The sequence below is a fragment of the Candidatus Marithrix sp. Canyon 246 genome, assembly GCF_001723685.1.
Taxonomy (GTDB): domain Bacteria; phylum Pseudomonadota; class Gammaproteobacteria; order Beggiatoales; family Beggiatoaceae; genus Marithrix.
Map to the genome: position 1 here is coordinate 48943 of NZ_MCBX01000008.1, position 16936 is coordinate 65878.

Genomic DNA, 16936 nt, shown 5'->3' on the forward strand with positions numbered 1-16936 from the left:
TACTATGAAACTAGCAAGTTATGTGCTAATGATCTTGTTATTAAATGCTTGTGGAACCAATCTCAAAACCAAGCAGAATGCTGCTCAAAATGCCGCTACCAATCATTTGCAATTAGGTGTTGCATATATGCGACGTGGGCAAAATGAGATGGCACTTGATCCATTGCAAAAAGCATTAAGCATAAATCCCAATTATGCTGAGGCGCATAATGCAATTGCGGTATTATATGATCGTTTAGGCAAAAATGATGAAGCTAAAAAGCATTATCAAACATCATTACAAATTAAACCAAATTATTATGATGCTCATAATAATTATGGACAATTTCTATGTAAAAATGATGAATTTGCACAAGCTAATATACATTTTCTAAAAGCTATAGAAAATCCTATGTATAAAACACCGGAAATTGCTTATACTAATGCTGGCATATGTGCTGTACGTTACAAAAAACTAACAGATGCTGAAACTTATATGCGCAAAGCCTTGCAAAGTAACTCTAAATTTCCACGAGCATTATTTCAAATGGCTTCAATAAGTTTTGATCAACAACGTTATAAGCAAGCACGTAATTACTTGCAACGTTATTCAAATGTTGCTAAACAAACTTCAAAAACCTTATGGTTCGGCTTTCATATTGAACGTAAACTCAATAATAAAGAAGCTCAAGTACAATACGCACGATTACTACGTAATCAATTTCCAGATGCCTTAGAAACTCAAAAACTCAATCAATTGGAACAATGATAGGAGGTTTATATGAATGATGAAACTAAAAAAAGCGATGATATTGAAGAAGTGAGCGTAGAAGAAACTACTGAAGAAAAAGAAGCCCCAAAACCAGAAATAAGCCCGGGTGCTATTTTACGTAAAGCCCGTGAAGACAATAATTTATCTGTTGGGCATGTTGCGGATAGATTATGTTTAGATATTAGAGTTATCGAGGGGCTTGAAAATGATAATTATGACAAATTACCTTCAACTATTTTTATTCGTGGTTACTTACGTAGTTATGCGAAATTACTAGAAATTCCTGAAAAATCTATTGCAGATGGTTTTGATCATATTAATAAATCACAACAACTAAAAACCATAATACCAACTCCTAAAATAAAACATCAAAAACAAGCAACTAGCTTAGATTTATGGCCTAAGCTGGTTAGTATTTTACTAGTTATAACTGTAATAGTATTAATGGTTATATGGCAATTTTATCCTAATGAAGAAGAAGAAACTTCTGTTGCTCAACTAAATCCAACACATACTGATCCGTGGGCTAATGATAATGCTGTATCTCCTCAAAATGATCATAATGGCATTAATAATGCTACCACTACAGTAGTATCTCAAAATACTACACAGACAGGAACAGTAACAGAAACCACATCTGAAGAATCTCAGACAATAACAGAGGAAGTAGAAGAAACTCCTGCTGTAGAACTAGATCATACTTTAACAGTGCATTTTAAAAGACGAGTATGGCTGAGAATTCAGGATAGTGATGGAAAACAACTGTACGAAGGTATCGGAAATAAAAATCAAGTATTACCAGTAAAAGGTACTCCTCCTTATAAAATTAAGGTTGGTAATAGAAATATCGATATTGAATATCTAAGTGAAACTAAGAATATAAGACAGTTTTCAAAAGATGATGGCACTTATATTATTGGAACAAAAGAAGAATAAAACTATTAAATGAAACGCCGTTTATCTAAGCAAATTTATGTTGGCAATGTAGCAGTGGGTGGAGATGCACCGATTTCAGTACAAAGTATGACAAATACAGAAACTTGTGATGTCACAGCTACAGTAGCACAAATTAATGCCTTGCAAAATGCAGGTGCTGATATTGTGCGAGTTTCTGTGCCTTCCCTTGAAGCCGCTGATGCTTTTGGTAAAATCAAATTAGCAACTAATATTCCATTAGTGGCTGATATTCATTTTGATTATAAAATTGCCTTGAAAGTCGCTGAATTAGGTGTAGATTGTCTGCGAATTAATCCGGGAAATATTGGACGCGAAGATCGTATCAGAGCAGTGGTAGAAAGCGCGAAAGATAACGGTATTCCAATTAGGATCGGTGTCAATGCCGGTTCTTTGGAAAAAGATTTGCAAAAAAAATATGGTGAGCCAACAGCAGATGCTTTAGTCGAATCAGCTTTTCGCCATATTGAGATTTTAGAAAAGCTTAATTTTTCTAATTTCAAAGTTAGTCTTAAAGCATCAGAAATATTTATGACGGTAGCAGCATATAAACAGCTAGCCTCACAAATAGAACAGCCGCTGCATTTAGGCATTACTGAAGCTGGAGGTTTTCGCGCTGGGGCTGTGAAATCAGCTATTGGTTTAGGCATGTTATTAGCCGAGGGTATTGGTGATACCATTCGAGTTTCATTAGCCGCCAACCCAGTAGAAGAAATTAAAGTAGGTTTTGATATTTTAAAAAGTCTGCATATCCGTCAAAAAGGCATTAACCTGATTGCTTGTCCATCTTGCTCACGTCAAAATTTTGACGTTATAAAAACAGTTAATGCTTTAGAACAGCGTCTTGAAAATGTATTAGAACCATTAGATGTAGCCGTTATCGGCTGTGTAGTAAATGGACCGGGAGAAGCACGAGAAGCACATATTGGCTTAGCAGGTGGCTGCCCCAATAATTTATTATATATTGATGGTAAACCTGATTATAAAGTCCAAAATGAAGACTTAGTCGATGAATTAGAGCGCGTTATTAGAGCGCGTATTGATAAAAATGCCAATTCGCAATTATAAAAACCAAACACCGAAAATTGCCGCTAGTGCTTATATAGATCCTATGGCTTTAGTCATAGGAGAAGTGACAATTGGAGAAGATGCCTCTTTATGGCCGATGGTAGTAGCGCGAGGTGATATTAATAGTATTAGCATTGGCGCACGTACCAATATTCAAGATAATAGCGTCTTACATGTTACCCATGATAGCCCATATTATCCGGGAGGGCAAGCATTAGTTATTGGTGAGGCTGTTACAGTTGGACATCAAGTGAATTTACATGCTTGCACTATAGAACACCATTGTTTAATTGGTATTGGATCTATTGTATTAGATGGTGCAGTATTGAAAGCTTATACTTTATTGGGTGCAGGTAGCCTAGTACCACCGGGTAAAGAATTAGAAGGTGGCTATTTATGGTTAGGTAGCCCAGTCAAAAAAATACGTCCATTAACTACTGAGGAAATGGAATATTTTGAATATTCAGCCACACATTATGCTAATTTAGCAACACAATATTAAAAATGAGAAGATAAAAATGCCGGGTAAAATCAAAGACATGATTGATACAATCATTGAACAGAGGGCGCAAGGCAGTCATATTATCGCTAGCACAATTAAAATTAAATTAATTTTAAAAGGTATTAATCCTGATAAATATACTGCTGAATCTCCAGATAATATCAAGGTAATTAACAAACTAAACAAATTAGCAGAAGAATTAAGATTGAAATTATAATGAATGTGATCACAGCCTACAGTAATAAAGCAAATCTTGAACAAATCACTCAAGATTTAACACAACAATTCGGTGAATTTGACACAAAAATGGTGCTTTTTTTTGCATCATCAACATTTGATCCTGATCAAACAGCGGCACAAATGCAAGCCACCTTTAATAATATACCAGTATTTGGTTGTACCACCGCCGGTGAAATTGTTACAGGTAAAATGTTAAAAAATTCAATAGTAGCTATGGCATTTAATGCCGATATAATTGAAGATATTGATATTCAAGTCGTTGAAAATCTCTCGAAGGGGGGTACTCAAGGCGTTGATCACGCATTTGCTAAATTTAAACAGCACTTTAGACAACCAGTTCTAACAATGGATATTAACCAATATGTAGGTATTATTCTAATTGATGGGCTTAGCGGTGCTGAAGAAAGAGTTATGGATAGGGTAGGTGATCTAACTAATCTATTATTTGTTGGTGGCTCTGCTGGTGATGATGTTAAATTTGAAAAAACTTATGTTTATGCTAATGGCAAAGCTTATTCTGATGCAGCATTGTTAGCATTAATGAAGCCAAAAATTCAATTTGACATACTTAAAACACAAAGTTTTTGTGCCTTAGATCAAAAATTGATTGCTACTAAAGTTGATGAGCCAAAAAGAACAATTATTGAATTTAATAATAAACCAGCCACTGTAGCTTATGCTGAAGCTGTTGGTTGTTCAGTAGAAGATGCTGCAAATCATTTTATGCTCAATCCAGTAGGTTTAATGGTAGGAGATGAACCATATGTTCGCAGCCCACAACAAATTCAAGATCAAAATATTGTATTCTATTGTAATGTTTTAGAAGATACAGAACTATCATTGTTAGAAGCTCAAGACATGATTGCGGATACCAAACAAGCACTTGAAAATAAACAAAAACAAATGGGTTCAATCTCAGCTATAATTAACTTCCATTGCATTTTAAGAACCTTAGAATTAGAAGCAAAAAATTTAATGGAAGATTATGGGCAAATTTTTTCTGATATTCCCACAATAGGTTTAAGTACCTATGGAGAATCATATATAGGGCATATCAATCAAACAGCTACTATGTTAGTGTTTAAGTGATTTCAACAATAGCCGCTTACTCTGTTCATCAAGCTCTACAGATTTACCTGCACGCAAGCGTGGAGGTAATAAAATTGATCCAAAACGAATCCTAATCAAACGACTTACTGTAACACCTTGAGTTTCCCATAAACGGCGAACTTCACGATTACGCCCCTCAGTTAATATCACATGATACCAATGATTAGCACCACTACCACCTGCATCTCTAATACTTTTAAATTTAGCCATACCATCTTCTAATTCTACTCCCTCAGTTAAACGTTTTTTCATATCAAGATCAACTTCACCTAATATTCTTACTGCATATTCACGTTCAATATTAGAAGAAGGGTGCATTAAACGATTTGCTAACTCACCATCAGTTGTTAATAACAATACACCAGAAGTATTAATATCTAAACGCCCAACATTAATCCAACGCGCCCTTTTCAGCGGCGGTAACTTATCAAAAATAGTCTTACGTTTTTCAGGGTCATGGCGAGTACAAACTTCACCTGCTGGTTTGTGATAACATAAAATCTTTTGAGGTGCTTCTTTTATATTTAAAATATTTATTTCACGATTATCAACACTAATCTTATCTTTAAACACAACTCGTTCACCAATATGAGCTATATCTTTATTAACTTTTACACGCCCATCTCGAATCCATTGTTCAATTTCACGCCTTGAGCCTAAACCAGCGCGAGCTAATACTTTTTGTAATTTTTCACTAGAATCTGTTTTCATATTTAATGCGTATTTTAATAGTTAAAACTTCCTCATTAGGGGATGTTATCCATACTTTACCAGCCATAACTGATGCGCAACAACATTATCCTGACTTAGAAGTTGATTGGGTTGTCGAAGAAAACTTTGCTGAAATCCCAACATGGCATCCAGCGGTTAAACAAGTAATTCCTATCGCACTACGGCGATGGCGTAAACAAATTTGGCAAACATTATCAACTGGTATTTGGCATAATTTTATCCAAAAATTACAACAACAAAAATATGATAAAATTATTGACGCACAAGGCTTATTAAAAAGTGCATTTATAACTTATAAAGCACAAGGTATTCGTTGTGGATTTGATTTTAAATCAGCGCGAGAAGGTTTAGCCGCTTTAGTATATCAACAAAGTTATAATATTCCTAAAAATCAACACGCAGTCACCAGATTAAGACAATTATTTGCAGCGGCTTTAAATTATACTGCTCCGAAAGACCAGCCTAATTATGGTATAATTCAACATTTTCAACCCATAATACCAAAGTCAAAAATTATATTTTTGCATGGAACAACGTGGCAAAGCAAGCATTGGCCCTATGAATATTGGGGAAAATTGGCACGTAAAATGATAGAACATGGTTTTGAAATCGCTGTACCTTGGGGAAATGCTCAAGAATATAAACGCGCTCAAAAGCTGGCGGCAATAAATTCAAATATTCATATAATAGCTAAAAGTACCTTATATACTATCGCTAAAGAATTAACAGAAGCCAAAGTTGTAATTGGAGTAGATACAGGATTAGCCCATCTTGCCGCTGCCTTGAATATACCATCAATAACATTATATGGAGCAACAGCACCATCATTAACAGGTACTTATGGTTTAGCACAAACACATTTACAAGTAGATTTTGCCTGCGCTCCCTGCTTTAATAAGAAATGTACTTATCGCGGTGCGACTAGCGTTTCACCAAATTGTTATCAAACTTTATCACCAGAAAAAGTAATAGAAAATCTAAATAAGGTTATTATTAAATGATTTTAGTAGTAATGTTTTCATTTTTATTTATTATTTATAAAAGTAAAAGATTAACTGAATTTGAAAAAAACTCAGAAGAACAGCTTGCGAATTTTAAAAAAACTCAAGCGGCTGATTTAACAAGATTCCAAAAAACTAACAAAGACAAATTAACAAAATTAAAAACCGAACAAAATACCAAAGCTAAAGATGCAACAACAGAAACTACAAAAAAACAAAAAGATTTTGCAGTCAGTCAAAAAAAGCAATTAGAAAATAAGCAAAAACAAATTGAACGTGACAAACAAGAAGTTCAAAAAGATATTGCCAATGGAAGAGAAATAGGATGGATGCAAGCCACAGCATTTTGGGCAATATTATTCATATTTTATCTGATAATAATCAATGGTTTTGAAGTAAATTGGAATTTTGGTCAAACATATAGTTTGACTGTCAAAACTAAACCTACTAATGTTGATGTTAAAATCATGAATATTAAACCTAGATATAAAGATGGTATTCGTCTAAAACCGGGGCAATATGTGATTAAAGCTCAACATTCTGCTTATCAACATAAATATCAATGCGTCAATATTACAGATAAAAATGTCAATCTTAAAATGAAATTAAGAAAAAAATGATTAATTAATTCCATATTCAATTAATTCTTTTTCTTTTTTTAATAAAAAATTAACAATTTTATTCATATCAGCATTTTTTGCTAATGCTAACTTTTTTATAAATTCTGCTATGTCTGGCTCAAGATAAATTGGAAAATTTAATTTCTAATTTTACATACTTCTTGACTTACATAATTAAATGTATGTATTACTACTAATAATACTCCAGAACTATCAAAACCTATGGTAATCCATCGATCTTCATTTTCACTATGTTCTTGATCAACTATTGATATAGCTTGAGGATCACGAAATATGGTTCCTGATATTAATTTTAGCTTTTTTAGGATCCCATTCAAAATCATATTGCATTATCTAATACTTACGTGCAATATAGCAAGTTCTAGTCAACTTTGCGGGAAAAATAGTTACAGGAATTGATACAAGTTCAAATCCATTTAACTTTATTAATTTTTCTATCTCTGCAAGTGGCATTATTGGATATTTATACCTTCTTGAGACATTTTTGCCAAAAAAACCCTCATTCATTTCAATATTTATAAAATATCCATTTGGTTTTACCAGACTTAGCAAATCTTCTATTGTTTGTTTTTGATTTTGTGAATATCCAATAACAGCACCTGTTGCAACTATATCAAATGTCGCATCTTTTAAAATAATCGAGTTTGTTGAAGTTATTTTTTTAGGAGTAGTTATATCAGATATTCCAAAAGATAATCTTTTCGCTTCAATCTGTTTTTCTTCAGCATTCTTTTTTGCTTGATTCAGCAAATTTTGATTTATATCAGTGAACAAAATGGAACAATTTCTATATCTTTCAGCCAAGCTTAAACCAATAACACCAGTGCCACAGCCAACATCTAAAATATTTTTATAATTTTCATTAGCTATATTAATTTCTTTTAAAAATTTAGAAATGCTGGCATCAAATCCTAAATTTTTCATTATAAATGAATATGACTTATACAAATTTTCATTCCTATGTTTTTAAACCTGACAGGTTTTTAAAACCTGTCAGGTTTGTTGGAATTTATGATGAGCTAACATTCAAATTTAACCCAATAACTCCTATAACTATCAGTGCTATTGATATGATTTTAATCGTAGTTGCTGTTTCTTTAAACCATAAAAAGCCAATAATTGCAATTAAAGCAGTGCCTAAACCTGACCATACCGCGTATGCTATACTAATATCTATAGACTTAACCACATATGCCAATAAACTTAAACCAACAGCATAAAATCCTAACATCGCTATAATTGGTCCAATTTTAGTAAAACCATCTGATAATTTCATTGAAATCGTACCAAATACTTCTAAAATTATAGCTACAATTAGTAACATCCAAGTTATAGCAGTTACTTCACTATTCATAGTTTTTTATTCCTCAGTTTCTTCTTCATCTACTTCTAACTCTAAAATTTTACATAAACCTACCAATTGTTCTTTTTTACTTAAGGTAATCAAATTGACTCCTTGAGTATTACGACTTACTACTGAAATACCTTCAACTTTAGTACGGACTAAGGTTCCACGATCACTTATTAACATAATGTCATCATTATCTTCAACTTGCAAGGCTCCTACTACTTCACCATTACGTTCTGAAGTTTTTATCGCGATTACGCCTTTACCACCACGCCCTTTGGTTGGATAGTCATCCACAGGTGTGCGCTTACCAAAACCATTAACTGTAGAAGTTAAAACCGTGCCGCCAGTATGTGTTATAATTAACGACATTACTTGATCTTCATCCGCTAATCTAATACCACGCACACCACGTGCAGTTCGCCCAGTTGCACGTACAGCTTCTTCTTTAAAACGCACTGCCTTGCCGCGTTTACTAAATAACATTACATCTTGTTGCCCATCTGTTATATCTACCCCAATTAATCGATCATTATCATTTAAATTAATTGCGATAATGCCATTAGAACGAGGATTTGAAAATTTTATAAGAGCAGTTTTCTTAACTGTGCCTTTAGAAGTTGCCATCAAAACAAATTTATCTTCAGTAAATTCACGTATTGGCAAAATCGTATTTATACGTTCATTTGCTTCTAAAGCTAGTAAATTAATAATTGGTTTACCGCGTGAAGCGCGACTAGCCAATGGCAATTGATGAACTTTTAACCAATAAACCTTACCTATACTACTAAAACACAAAATGGTATCATGAGTATTAGCAATAAACAGCTTATCAATCACATCTTCTTGTTTAATTTTAGTCGCTGATTTACCTTTACCGCCGCGTTTTTGAGCAGTATAAGTATTAACAGCTTGAGTTTTAATATAACCTTCAATAGACAAGGTAACAACCACATCTTCTTCAGTAATTAAATCTTCTATACTTAAATTAATACTATCTATTAGTATTTCAGTTTGTCGCTTATCAGCATATTGATCATGCACCGCCATTAATTCTGCACGTATCACCTTCATCAAGCGTTCATTATTATCCAGAATATCTAATAAATCTGTAATCCGAATAGATAAATTTTTAATTTCTTCAACAATTTTGTCTTGTTCTAAGCCAGTTATACGATGTAAGCGTAAATCTAAAATAGCCTGTATTTGAACTTTTGATAAGCTATAGCTGCTGGATAATTTTTCTCGTGCGATTTGCGGGGTTTTAGCAGCTTTTATAATTTTAATTACAGCATCTATATTCTTTAAAGCTGTAGCTAAACCTTCTAATATATGCGCTCTTTCTCTAGCTTTCTTTAACTCAAACAAAGTGCGTCGTGTAACGATTTCGCGTCTATGGCGAATAAAATATTCTAGTAACTGCTTTAAAGGTAATAAACGCGGTTCTCCATCAACTAAAGCCACCATATTAATACCAAACACATTTTGCATTTGAGTATATTTAAATAAATTATTTAATACAACATCAGCAATTTCACCACGTCGTATTTCAACAACTATACGAATACCATCTTTATCAGACTCATCGCGTAAAGCACTAATACCTTCAATTTTTTTATCTTTAATTAACTCTGCTATTTTTTCCAGCAAACGCGCTTTATTAACTTGATAAGGTAACTCTGTTACTATAATTTTTTGATGACCATTATCATCTTCTTCAAAGTTACTGCGAGCGCGAAGATAAATTTTACCTCGCCCAGTATGATAGGCTTCAGTAATACCATTTGCACCATTAATCATAGCAGCAGTAGGGAAATCTGGACCGGGTATATATTCCATTAATGCTTCAATAGATAAATCAGCATCATCAATTAAAGCAATGCAAGCATTAATCACTTCGCCTAAATTATGCGGCGGAATATTAGTCGCCATACCCACGGCAATACCGCTAGTGCCATTGATTAATAAATTAGGAATTCTGGTAGGAAAAACTTTAGGCTCAAATTCAGATTCATCATAATTTGGATTGAAATCAACAGTATCCTTATCAATATCAGTTAGCAACTCATGAGCAATTTTAGACATTCTAACTTCGGTATAACGCATACTAGCGGCATTATCACCATCAATAGAACCAAAATTTCCTTGCCCATCTACAAGGCAATAACGTAAAGAAAACGGCTGTGCCATACGCACAATAGTGTCATATACAGAAGAATCACCATGAGGATGAAAACGCCCTAAAGTATCACCCACAATACGTGCAGATTTTTTATAAGGCTTATTCCAAACATTACCCAATTCATGCATTGCGTATAATGAGCGTCGATGCACAGGTTTTAAGCCATCACGAACATCAGGTAATGCCCTACCAACGATTACACTCATCGCATAATCAAGGTAGGATTGTTTCATTTCATCTTCAATATTTACGGGCTGGATTTCTTTGGCGAATTCAAGCATTGGTTTATATATCCTAACAGTTTATTTTACTGCTAATTATACCATATGTTAATATTTTGAATCATAGCAACTAATGACACCCACCTTAATATATTCCACTACTTGCATATAATTTTCTTCATTGTCTTCACTCTTTTCAGTGGGTGCTATATGTGATACCGAAATCATATCATCAATAAAATCTTTCATATTATCTGATAAATCATCTAACTTATTTTTAGTTAAACTAAAACCAAATAAAAAGCCTTCACACCACCCACCTAAAGCTTGAGTGCGTTCTAATAACGAAATTTCATCATCAGGTAATAAAGGCATGAATTCATAATTAGAGGATTCCAATTGATCTATGGTATAATTTTTTACCAGATGTAATTGTTGCTGACATTGAGAAGCCAAGCCATCTTGTACAGAAGCTTCTCCAAGAACATGTTTTATCCAAAGGTTTTCAGAAAAAGATTGAGATACACATAATAATCCGCATAAAATACCATGCGTTTCAGCGGCATCCATTAAAGAACCTACATGTTTTAATGATTGATTTAATGGTTCATAAATTTCCATCTTAATTTCTCCACTATGGGGGTTAAATTGCAGTATAATAAATCACAGTTATTGTTAATATATATATTAATAATACCTTTATCCGTAAAAGCGGCAGAAATGCCATCATCTGTACCATTAGATATAAAAAATGCTACTACTATAACATCTTGGAAAAGCAGTAATACATGGAGTAACTATAGTAATTTACGACACACAGTAAAAAAACCAGTGTCAGTTATCCAACCGATAACATCTAGCATTAAAGCTAATCCTGCTAATGGTAAAAAATTAGTAGCAAATAGAAAAAAAGGTAATTGTGTTGCCTGTCATATTTTACCTGATGTTTCTCAACCGGGTAATATAGGTATGAATTTATCATTTATTGGAGCATGGAATTTACCCGATCAATTATTATTTAATTATATTTATGATGCTAGGATTTATAATCCTAATACTGTAATGCCACCTTGGGGTGCGCATAATATCTTAACTACAGATGAAATTAAGGATATTGTATCTTACTTAAAAACACTTACAATTCCAGTACCACTTCCACAACGTCGAATACCAACAAATAATGTGGATAATTTAGATGAATTTGAAAATCCTGCAATGTTTGAACTGGAAACAGGCGCAGACTTATTTATTGAATCTTGTCAAAAATGCCATAAAAATCCTGAAGATAAATTTGCCAAATGGGCAGTTACAATGCCTAAATTTGAACCACGCTTAAACAAAATAATTGGCATAGAAGAATTTATTACTCGTCACGCTAAAGCGACAACTAATGTAAAATATTTACTACAAAGCGAAGAAAACCTAGCTTTAACGATCTATTTACGTAACCTAGCCAATGGACAAAAAATTGCTGTTGATACCAGTGACACTAACACCAACCTTGCCTTAAAACGAGGAAAAACCCTAACCCAACGTAAAATTGGACAACTGAATTTTGCTTGTACAGATTGCCATAAAAAGAATAGTGGTAAATGGATACGTGGGCAATACCTCAAAAAATTAACTAATATAATAGATCACTATCCAACTTATCGTTCAGGTAAAGACGCAATTTGGGATATAAATAAACGAATACAGTGGTGTAACCTAGCAGCTCGTGCCAATGACTTACCGCCAGACGCAGCAGAATATGCTGATATTGAATTATATTTAACTGTTGAAAGTAATGGTAGTGAATTAAGCGTACCCGGTTTTGGTCCATAAATTCATTCTGCTAAAGGATTATTATTATGATATGGTCAGATATACATAAAATATATAAAAAACAATGGCTTATAGTAGAAGCTTTAGAAGCACATACAACTTCAGACACTCAACGACATCTTGATAATATAGCCGTTATTGAAACTTGTGTCAGTGGAGGTGATGCAATGCAAAAATATCGTCATCTTCATAAAAAATATCCCAGTCGTGAGTTTTATTTTGTTAATGCAGCGCGTGAAAAACTAGATATTCGTGAACGGAAATGGTTAGGAATTAGGTTAAATGATGCAGTTAATACTGAAAAATAATCATATTTTTACCACAGTGACTGTAGCTTATAAAGGAATGGTCACTAATATTTCAAATATATTAGTTGATACAGGTTCAACTACAACTATTTTATCTGTTGATACAGTTGCTAGTATTCAAATTGAACCAGCATTAGAGGATGTTTTTCATACTATACGCGGTGTTGGTGGTACGGAAACCGTTTTTATGCGCACTGTTGATTATTTACAAGTAGGTAAATGTAGTTTACAAGATTTTCAGGTAGAAATTGGAGGTATGGATTATGGTTTCAATATTAATGGTATTTTAGGTATGGATTTTCTAATTCATGCTAAAGCTATTATTAATTTGCCTGAAATGAAAATTGATTTCACATAGAAAAAATAAATTAACATGAAAATCAACATACTAAAATGTCATGGTTCTGGAAATGATTTTATTCTAATTGATGAATATCATAAAATATTATTTTCTGAGGAGCAAAGAAAAACATTATCCAATCAGCTTTGCGATAGAAATGGTATCTTAGGAGCTGATGGCATACTTTTTTTTCAAAATAGTGATAAAGCTGATGGCACTATGAGGATGTTTAATCCTGATGGCTCCGAAGCTGAAATGTGTGGTAATGGTTTAAGATGTGTTGGTAGATTTGCTTGTGAATCTTTAGACAAACATAGTGTTTCAATTGAAACCTTAAAAGGCGTTTCTCAAGTCGAAAAAGATCAAAATATACATCCAGATGTCGCAACTTATAAAGCCGAATTAAGCACCATTTCATTAAATACAGACTGCATTAATCAAATATTACCTGCACTATCACCAGTATTCAAATTTACTGAAGTACATATGCCTAACCCTCATATTGTTGCAATTGTCGATAACATTTCAGATACCGAACTTGATACAATAGGAGCAAAAGCCAATCAACTTCCTGAACTATTTCCTAATGGAACCAATATTAACTTTTGTCAAATATTAGATGACGGCGCGATATTCGTTAGAACTTATGAAAGAGGAGTTGGTTTAACTAACTCATGTGGTAGTGGCATGTCAGCAAGTACACTAGTCTATTGTTTATTAAAACATTCACCTTTTGGTAACACCATAGATGTTTATAATCGAGGAGGTTTAGTGCGTTGTCAAGCTACTAATGAGGATGGCTATTCAGTGTATTTATCAGGCAATGCTACTTTTATGTTTAAAAGTAGCATCAGTTTATCAGAGGATATAACTCACTATTTTGGAGAAATCTTTGTTGATGAATTGCAAAATTATGGTAAATTACTTGAAATGTCTAAAATGAGTAAACCCTTATGAAAATGAATGATCCTGTTGCATTACAAGAAGTTGAATCAGCATTAGAAGAATTTTTATTTAATGCTCAAACACCAGATGATGGTATAACGGTTTTACTAAAAAACCCCAACTTAATTACTAGTTTTATCGAAGAGATATTTGATGATCTGATTGCAGATGCTGATAATGAAGGCGATAATATATTAAAAGATTTTTATAAAAGTCGTCTTGAACTATTACATATCCTTAAATCAAAGTTATCTAAACAGGATATTATCTTATTACATACAGCTAAGCAATTAACTAAACAAGTCTTAATTGAAAATGATTCCAAAGAAATATTTTCAAAGATTGTAAAATGGTTACGAACACCAACTTTAGAAAAACGTATTAAAATTTTACAAAAAAATCCAGAATTATTAACAGACAAGACGGAAAAATTTTTTACCAATTTAATTGAACGAGCTAATTCTTCTGGAGAATTGATGTCAGTTAAAATACTTCGTAGTATCAATGAAATATTCCGCATGTTAAGACTTGATTTAAATAACAAGACTGATAATATTGAAGATATTAAAGCAGCAATAGAATTGTCGCTAGACAAAACTGATTTTTCTATCTTCACAGAAGGTTATCAGTCTGTCTATTTTGTCGCTTAGTTTCGACGCTGCTTAAAAAAATTTGTCAGGCATCTACTGCAATCATCAGCTAAGATGCCGCTGACACATTCCAAATAATGATTATGACGACTATCTCTTAAAATATCAAAGCGGCTACCAGCAGCCCCAGCTTTATTATCATAAGCTCCAAATACTATACGTTTAATTCGCGCTTGTAAAATTGCACCAGCACACATAGTGCAAGGTTCAAGAGTAACATATAAAGTTGCATTGACTAAACGGTAATTTTGATTAAATTGTGCAGCCTTGCGTAAGGCTACAATTTCAGCATGAGCTGTAGGATCATTACACATGATCGCTTGATTCCAACCTTCTGCAATACAAATATTATCTTCTACTATCACAGCTCCTACCGGAATTTCACCTTCAGCGGCAGCAAAATCTGCCAATTGCAGAGCATGACGCATCCATTTATTATCATTATTTGATAAATTCATAATAACTTTCACTTATAACGCGACGATAACATGACATTATTGACATTTTAATGATACTTACTCTTTAGCTAGTCTGCCTTGTTTGCTTGTACATTCAGCAGATTTTAAATGGCATATATTATGCGAAAACTATTTCACCATGAAAAAAATAAGCTTAAACATTGATAGTAATCCTGAGACGCTGGATTTAGCCGATGAGTGTATTCGAGCTTTATGTGTTTTAACTCCTCTTTCTTCTGTCGAAGTTGATGGAGTGCGACAGGCTGTAAAAGAAGCACTCAATAATGTAATAATTCATAGTTATCAGGGGCAAATAAATTGTTTAATTGATTTGATCGTATCTTTTCAAGATAATGATTTAGTTATTAGTATTCAAGATACTGGTATTGGAATGGATCCTAAGTTATTAGAAATGGATAGAAGTGCTGTAGTTGATATAGATCCTTCTGATATAGAACAAATACCCAATGGTGGATGGGGACTTTATTTAATTAAAGAATTAATGGATGGTATCAGTTATAGCACTACAGCTGGGATACATACATTAGAAATGAAAAAAAAATTTTAAAGAGGATAAAAAAATGTTATTAAGTCATCGTACACAAGATAAAATTGATATTGTAGATTTATCAGGCAAATTAGTAATGGGAGACGCTGTTACTGAAGCTAGAAAAAAATTATTAGATGTCATTAAAGTTGGTCAAGGTAATTTAATTTTAAATCTTAGTAAAGTCAGCTTTATGGATTCTAGTGGATTATCTGTACTAATATCAGCTTTAAAAGCAGCGCGAGGTAAAAAAGGTGATGTAGTGTTATTAGGATTAACACCAGCAGTACGTACACTGATTGAACTAACGCGCTTGCAACAAATTTTTAATATTTTTCAAGAAGAAGCAGCCGCTTTAACTTATATGAATTCTTAAATATGTTAAAACAAATTCATCAAGATAAATTACGGGAAATTCTATTAAACCGTTATGACCATATTGGCGTTACCAGTCTAATATACAAATTGCGTTTTTATACTAAGCGTTTAACTTGGAATCTAGTTATACGTAGTGCATACTTATTAAAACGCTTATTAGATATAATTGCTTCTGGAATAATAATATTATTATTAAGTCCTTTATTTTTAACTATTGCCGCTTTGATTTATATAGAATCCCCCGGAGCCGTGTTATTTAAACAAACACGTGTTGGTCGTTGGGGTACTTTATTTACCATGTGGAAGTTTCGTTCTATGTATATGGATGCAGAAGAACGTAAAAAACAATTGATGAAAGACAATGAAATGAGTGGCGGAGTTCTGTTTAAAATGAAACATGATCCTCGTATTACTAAGATTGGACGTTTCATTCGCAAAGTTTCTATTGACGAACTACCACAATTATGGAATGTGTTTAAAGGTGATATGTCCTTAGTTGGACCACGTCCACCTGTACCTGCGGAAGTGGATCAATATTCATTAGCTGATCGTCGTCGTTTAGAGGTTATTCCCGGTATTACTTGTGTATGGCAAGTATCGGGGCGTTCTGACATTCCATTTCCTCAACAAGTTGAATTAGATGTCAAATATATTGAGTCTCAATCATTATGGACTGATATTAAAATATTATTTCAAACAATTCCAGCAGTTTTAATGGGTAAAGGAGCTTATTAAA

The 16936-nt window shown here is 33.1% G+C and carries 23 protein-coding genes; 16 read left to right on the top strand and 7 right to left on the bottom strand.

Annotated elements, in window-relative coordinates; all coding sequences use genetic code 11:
• Positions 1–4: 4 nt before the first annotated feature.
• The 6 genes from pilW to BHU68_RS06850 are packed head-to-tail and all read left to right on the top strand — an operon-like array spanning position 5 to position 4604.
• Positions 5–748 (top strand): type IV pilus biogenesis/stability protein PilW, encoded by a 744-nt coding sequence (gene pilW / locus BHU68_RS06825; RefSeq protein ID WP_069470925.1) that lies wholly within the window; start codon positions 5–7, stop codon positions 746–748.
• A gap of 12 nt (positions 749–760) precedes the next feature.
• Positions 761–1687, top strand: coding sequence for a RodZ domain-containing protein (locus tag BHU68_RS06830; protein ID WP_069470926.1), 927 nt, complete (start codon positions 761–763; stop codon positions 1685–1687).
• A gap of 9 nt (positions 1688–1696) precedes the next feature.
• Positions 1697–2773: a flavodoxin-dependent (E)-4-hydroxy-3-methylbut-2-enyl-diphosphate synthase gene (gene ispG / locus BHU68_RS06835; RefSeq protein WP_069470927.1), complete on the top strand. Its 1077-nt coding sequence runs from the start codon at positions 1697–1699 to the stop codon at positions 2771–2773.
• The gene (locus tag BHU68_RS06840; RefSeq protein ID WP_069470928.1) at positions 2754–3275 is read left to right on the top strand and encodes a gamma carbonic anhydrase family protein; all 522 of its coding nucleotides are present in this window, start codon (positions 2754–2756) and stop codon (positions 3273–3275) included. The genes ispG and BHU68_RS06840 overlap by 20 nt, the downstream gene beginning before the upstream one ends.
• 16 nt (positions 3276–3291) lie before the next feature.
• Positions 3292–3492 carry a hypothetical protein gene (locus BHU68_RS17585; protein ID WP_069470929.1) on the top strand — a complete coding sequence of 67 codons (201 nt, stop codon included), beginning with the start codon at positions 3292–3294 and terminating at the stop codon, positions 3490–3492.
• Positions 3492–4604, top strand: a complete 1113-nt coding sequence (locus tag BHU68_RS06850) for an FIST signal transduction protein (RefSeq protein WP_069470930.1) — start codon at positions 3492–3494, stop codon at positions 4602–4604. The genes BHU68_RS17585 and BHU68_RS06850 overlap by 1 nt, the downstream gene beginning before the upstream one ends.
• On the opposite strand, the gene rluB is transcribed toward BHU68_RS06850, so the two are convergent.
• Positions 4590–5336, bottom strand: a complete 747-nt coding sequence (gene rluB, locus BHU68_RS06855; RefSeq protein WP_069470931.1) for a 23S rRNA pseudouridine(2605) synthase RluB — start codon at positions 5334–5336, stop codon at positions 4590–4592. The two genes, BHU68_RS06850 and rluB, sit on opposite strands and share 15 nt — an antisense overlap.
• A 5-nt stretch (positions 5337–5341) precedes the next feature.
• Between rluB and waaC the strand changes: the two genes are divergently transcribed.
• Complete coding sequence (gene waaC, locus BHU68_RS06860) at positions 5342–6358, top strand: lipopolysaccharide heptosyltransferase I (protein WP_069470932.1); 1017 nt, start codon at positions 5342–5344, stop codon at positions 6356–6358.
• Entirely contained in the window at positions 6355–6978 is a 624-nt protein-coding gene (locus BHU68_RS06865) for a hypothetical protein (RefSeq protein WP_069470933.1), read from the top strand. The genes waaC and BHU68_RS06865 overlap by 4 nt, the downstream gene beginning before the upstream one ends.
• Before the next feature lie 137 nt (positions 6979–7115).
• On the opposite strand, the gene BHU68_RS06870 is transcribed toward BHU68_RS06865, so the two are convergent.
• The 5 genes from BHU68_RS06870 to BHU68_RS06890 form a co-directional block, all read right to left on the bottom strand.
• On the bottom strand, positions 7116–7322 hold the full coding sequence (locus tag BHU68_RS06870; protein ID WP_216092591.1) for a BrnT family toxin: 207 nt from the start codon (positions 7320–7322) through the stop codon (positions 7116–7118).
• A gap of 10 nt (positions 7323–7332) precedes the next feature.
• Complete coding sequence (locus BHU68_RS06875) at positions 7333–7923, bottom strand: class I SAM-dependent methyltransferase (protein ID WP_069470934.1); 591 nt, start codon at positions 7921–7923, stop codon at positions 7333–7335.
• A gap of 85 nt (positions 7924–8008) precedes the next feature.
• Positions 8009–8353 carry a DMT family transporter gene (locus BHU68_RS06880; RefSeq protein WP_253180938.1) on the bottom strand — a complete coding sequence of 115 codons (345 nt, stop codon included), beginning with the start codon at positions 8351–8353 and terminating at the stop codon, positions 8009–8011.
• 6 nt (positions 8354–8359) lie between these two features.
• Positions 8360–10810, bottom strand: a complete 2451-nt coding sequence (gene gyrA, locus BHU68_RS06885; protein ID WP_069470935.1) for a DNA gyrase subunit A — start codon at positions 10808–10810, stop codon at positions 8360–8362.
• Positions 10811–10858: 48 nt separating this feature from the next.
• On the bottom strand, positions 10859–11371 hold the full coding sequence (locus BHU68_RS06890) for a UPF0149 family protein (RefSeq protein WP_069470936.1): 513 nt from the start codon (positions 11369–11371) through the stop codon (positions 10859–10861).
• A 27-nt stretch (positions 11372–11398) separates the two neighbouring features.
• Between BHU68_RS06890 and soxA the strand changes: the two genes are divergently transcribed.
• Genes soxA through BHU68_RS06915 form a run of 5 tightly spaced genes read left to right on the top strand, consistent with a single transcriptional unit; the run spans position 11399 to position 14817 of the window.
• On the top strand, positions 11399–12574 hold the full coding sequence (soxA, locus tag BHU68_RS06895; protein WP_069470980.1) for a sulfur oxidation c-type cytochrome SoxA: 1176 nt from the start codon (positions 11399–11401) through the stop codon (positions 12572–12574).
• Positions 12575–12600: 26 nt separating this feature from the next.
• The gene (locus BHU68_RS06900) at positions 12601–12882 is read left to right on the top strand and encodes a hypothetical protein (protein ID WP_069470937.1); all 282 of its coding nucleotides are present in this window, start codon (positions 12601–12603) and stop codon (positions 12880–12882) included.
• Positions 12857–13240: a retropepsin-like aspartic protease gene (locus tag BHU68_RS06905; protein WP_083234175.1), complete on the top strand. Its 384-nt coding sequence runs from the start codon at positions 12857–12859 to the stop codon at positions 13238–13240. The genes BHU68_RS06900 and BHU68_RS06905 overlap by 26 nt, the downstream gene beginning before the upstream one ends.
• Before the next feature lie 15 nt (positions 13241–13255).
• A complete protein-coding gene (gene dapF / locus BHU68_RS06910; RefSeq protein ID WP_069470938.1) occupies positions 13256–14179 on the top strand; it encodes a diaminopimelate epimerase in 924 nt (307 codons plus the stop codon).
• A complete protein-coding gene (locus BHU68_RS06915; protein WP_069470939.1) occupies positions 14176–14817 on the top strand; it encodes a queuosine salvage family protein in 642 nt (213 codons plus the stop codon). The genes dapF and BHU68_RS06915 overlap by 4 nt, the downstream gene beginning before the upstream one ends.
• On the opposite strand, the gene tadA is transcribed toward BHU68_RS06915, so the two are convergent.
• A complete protein-coding gene (gene tadA / locus BHU68_RS06920) occupies positions 14814–15275 on the bottom strand; it encodes a tRNA adenosine(34) deaminase TadA (RefSeq protein WP_069470940.1) in 462 nt (153 codons plus the stop codon). The genes BHU68_RS06915 and tadA overlap by 4 nt on opposite strands.
• Positions 15276–15414: 139 nt before the next feature.
• On the opposite strand from tadA, the gene BHU68_RS06925 reads away from it, so the two are divergent.
• Genes BHU68_RS06925 through BHU68_RS06935 form a run of 3 tightly spaced genes read left to right on the top strand, consistent with a single transcriptional unit; the run spans position 15415 to position 16935 of the window.
• A complete protein-coding gene (locus BHU68_RS06925) occupies positions 15415–15843 on the top strand; it encodes an ATP-binding protein (protein WP_069470941.1) in 429 nt (142 codons plus the stop codon).
• A 13-nt stretch (positions 15844–15856) separates the two neighbouring features.
• Positions 15857–16198, top strand: coding sequence for an STAS domain-containing protein (locus BHU68_RS06930; protein WP_069470942.1), 342 nt, complete (start codon positions 15857–15859; stop codon positions 16196–16198).
• Positions 16199–16200: 2 nt separating this feature from the next.
• The gene (locus BHU68_RS06935; RefSeq protein WP_069470943.1) at positions 16201–16935 is read left to right on the top strand and encodes a sugar transferase; all 735 of its coding nucleotides are present in this window, start codon (positions 16201–16203) and stop codon (positions 16933–16935) included.
• Position 16936 lies beyond the last annotated feature (1 nt).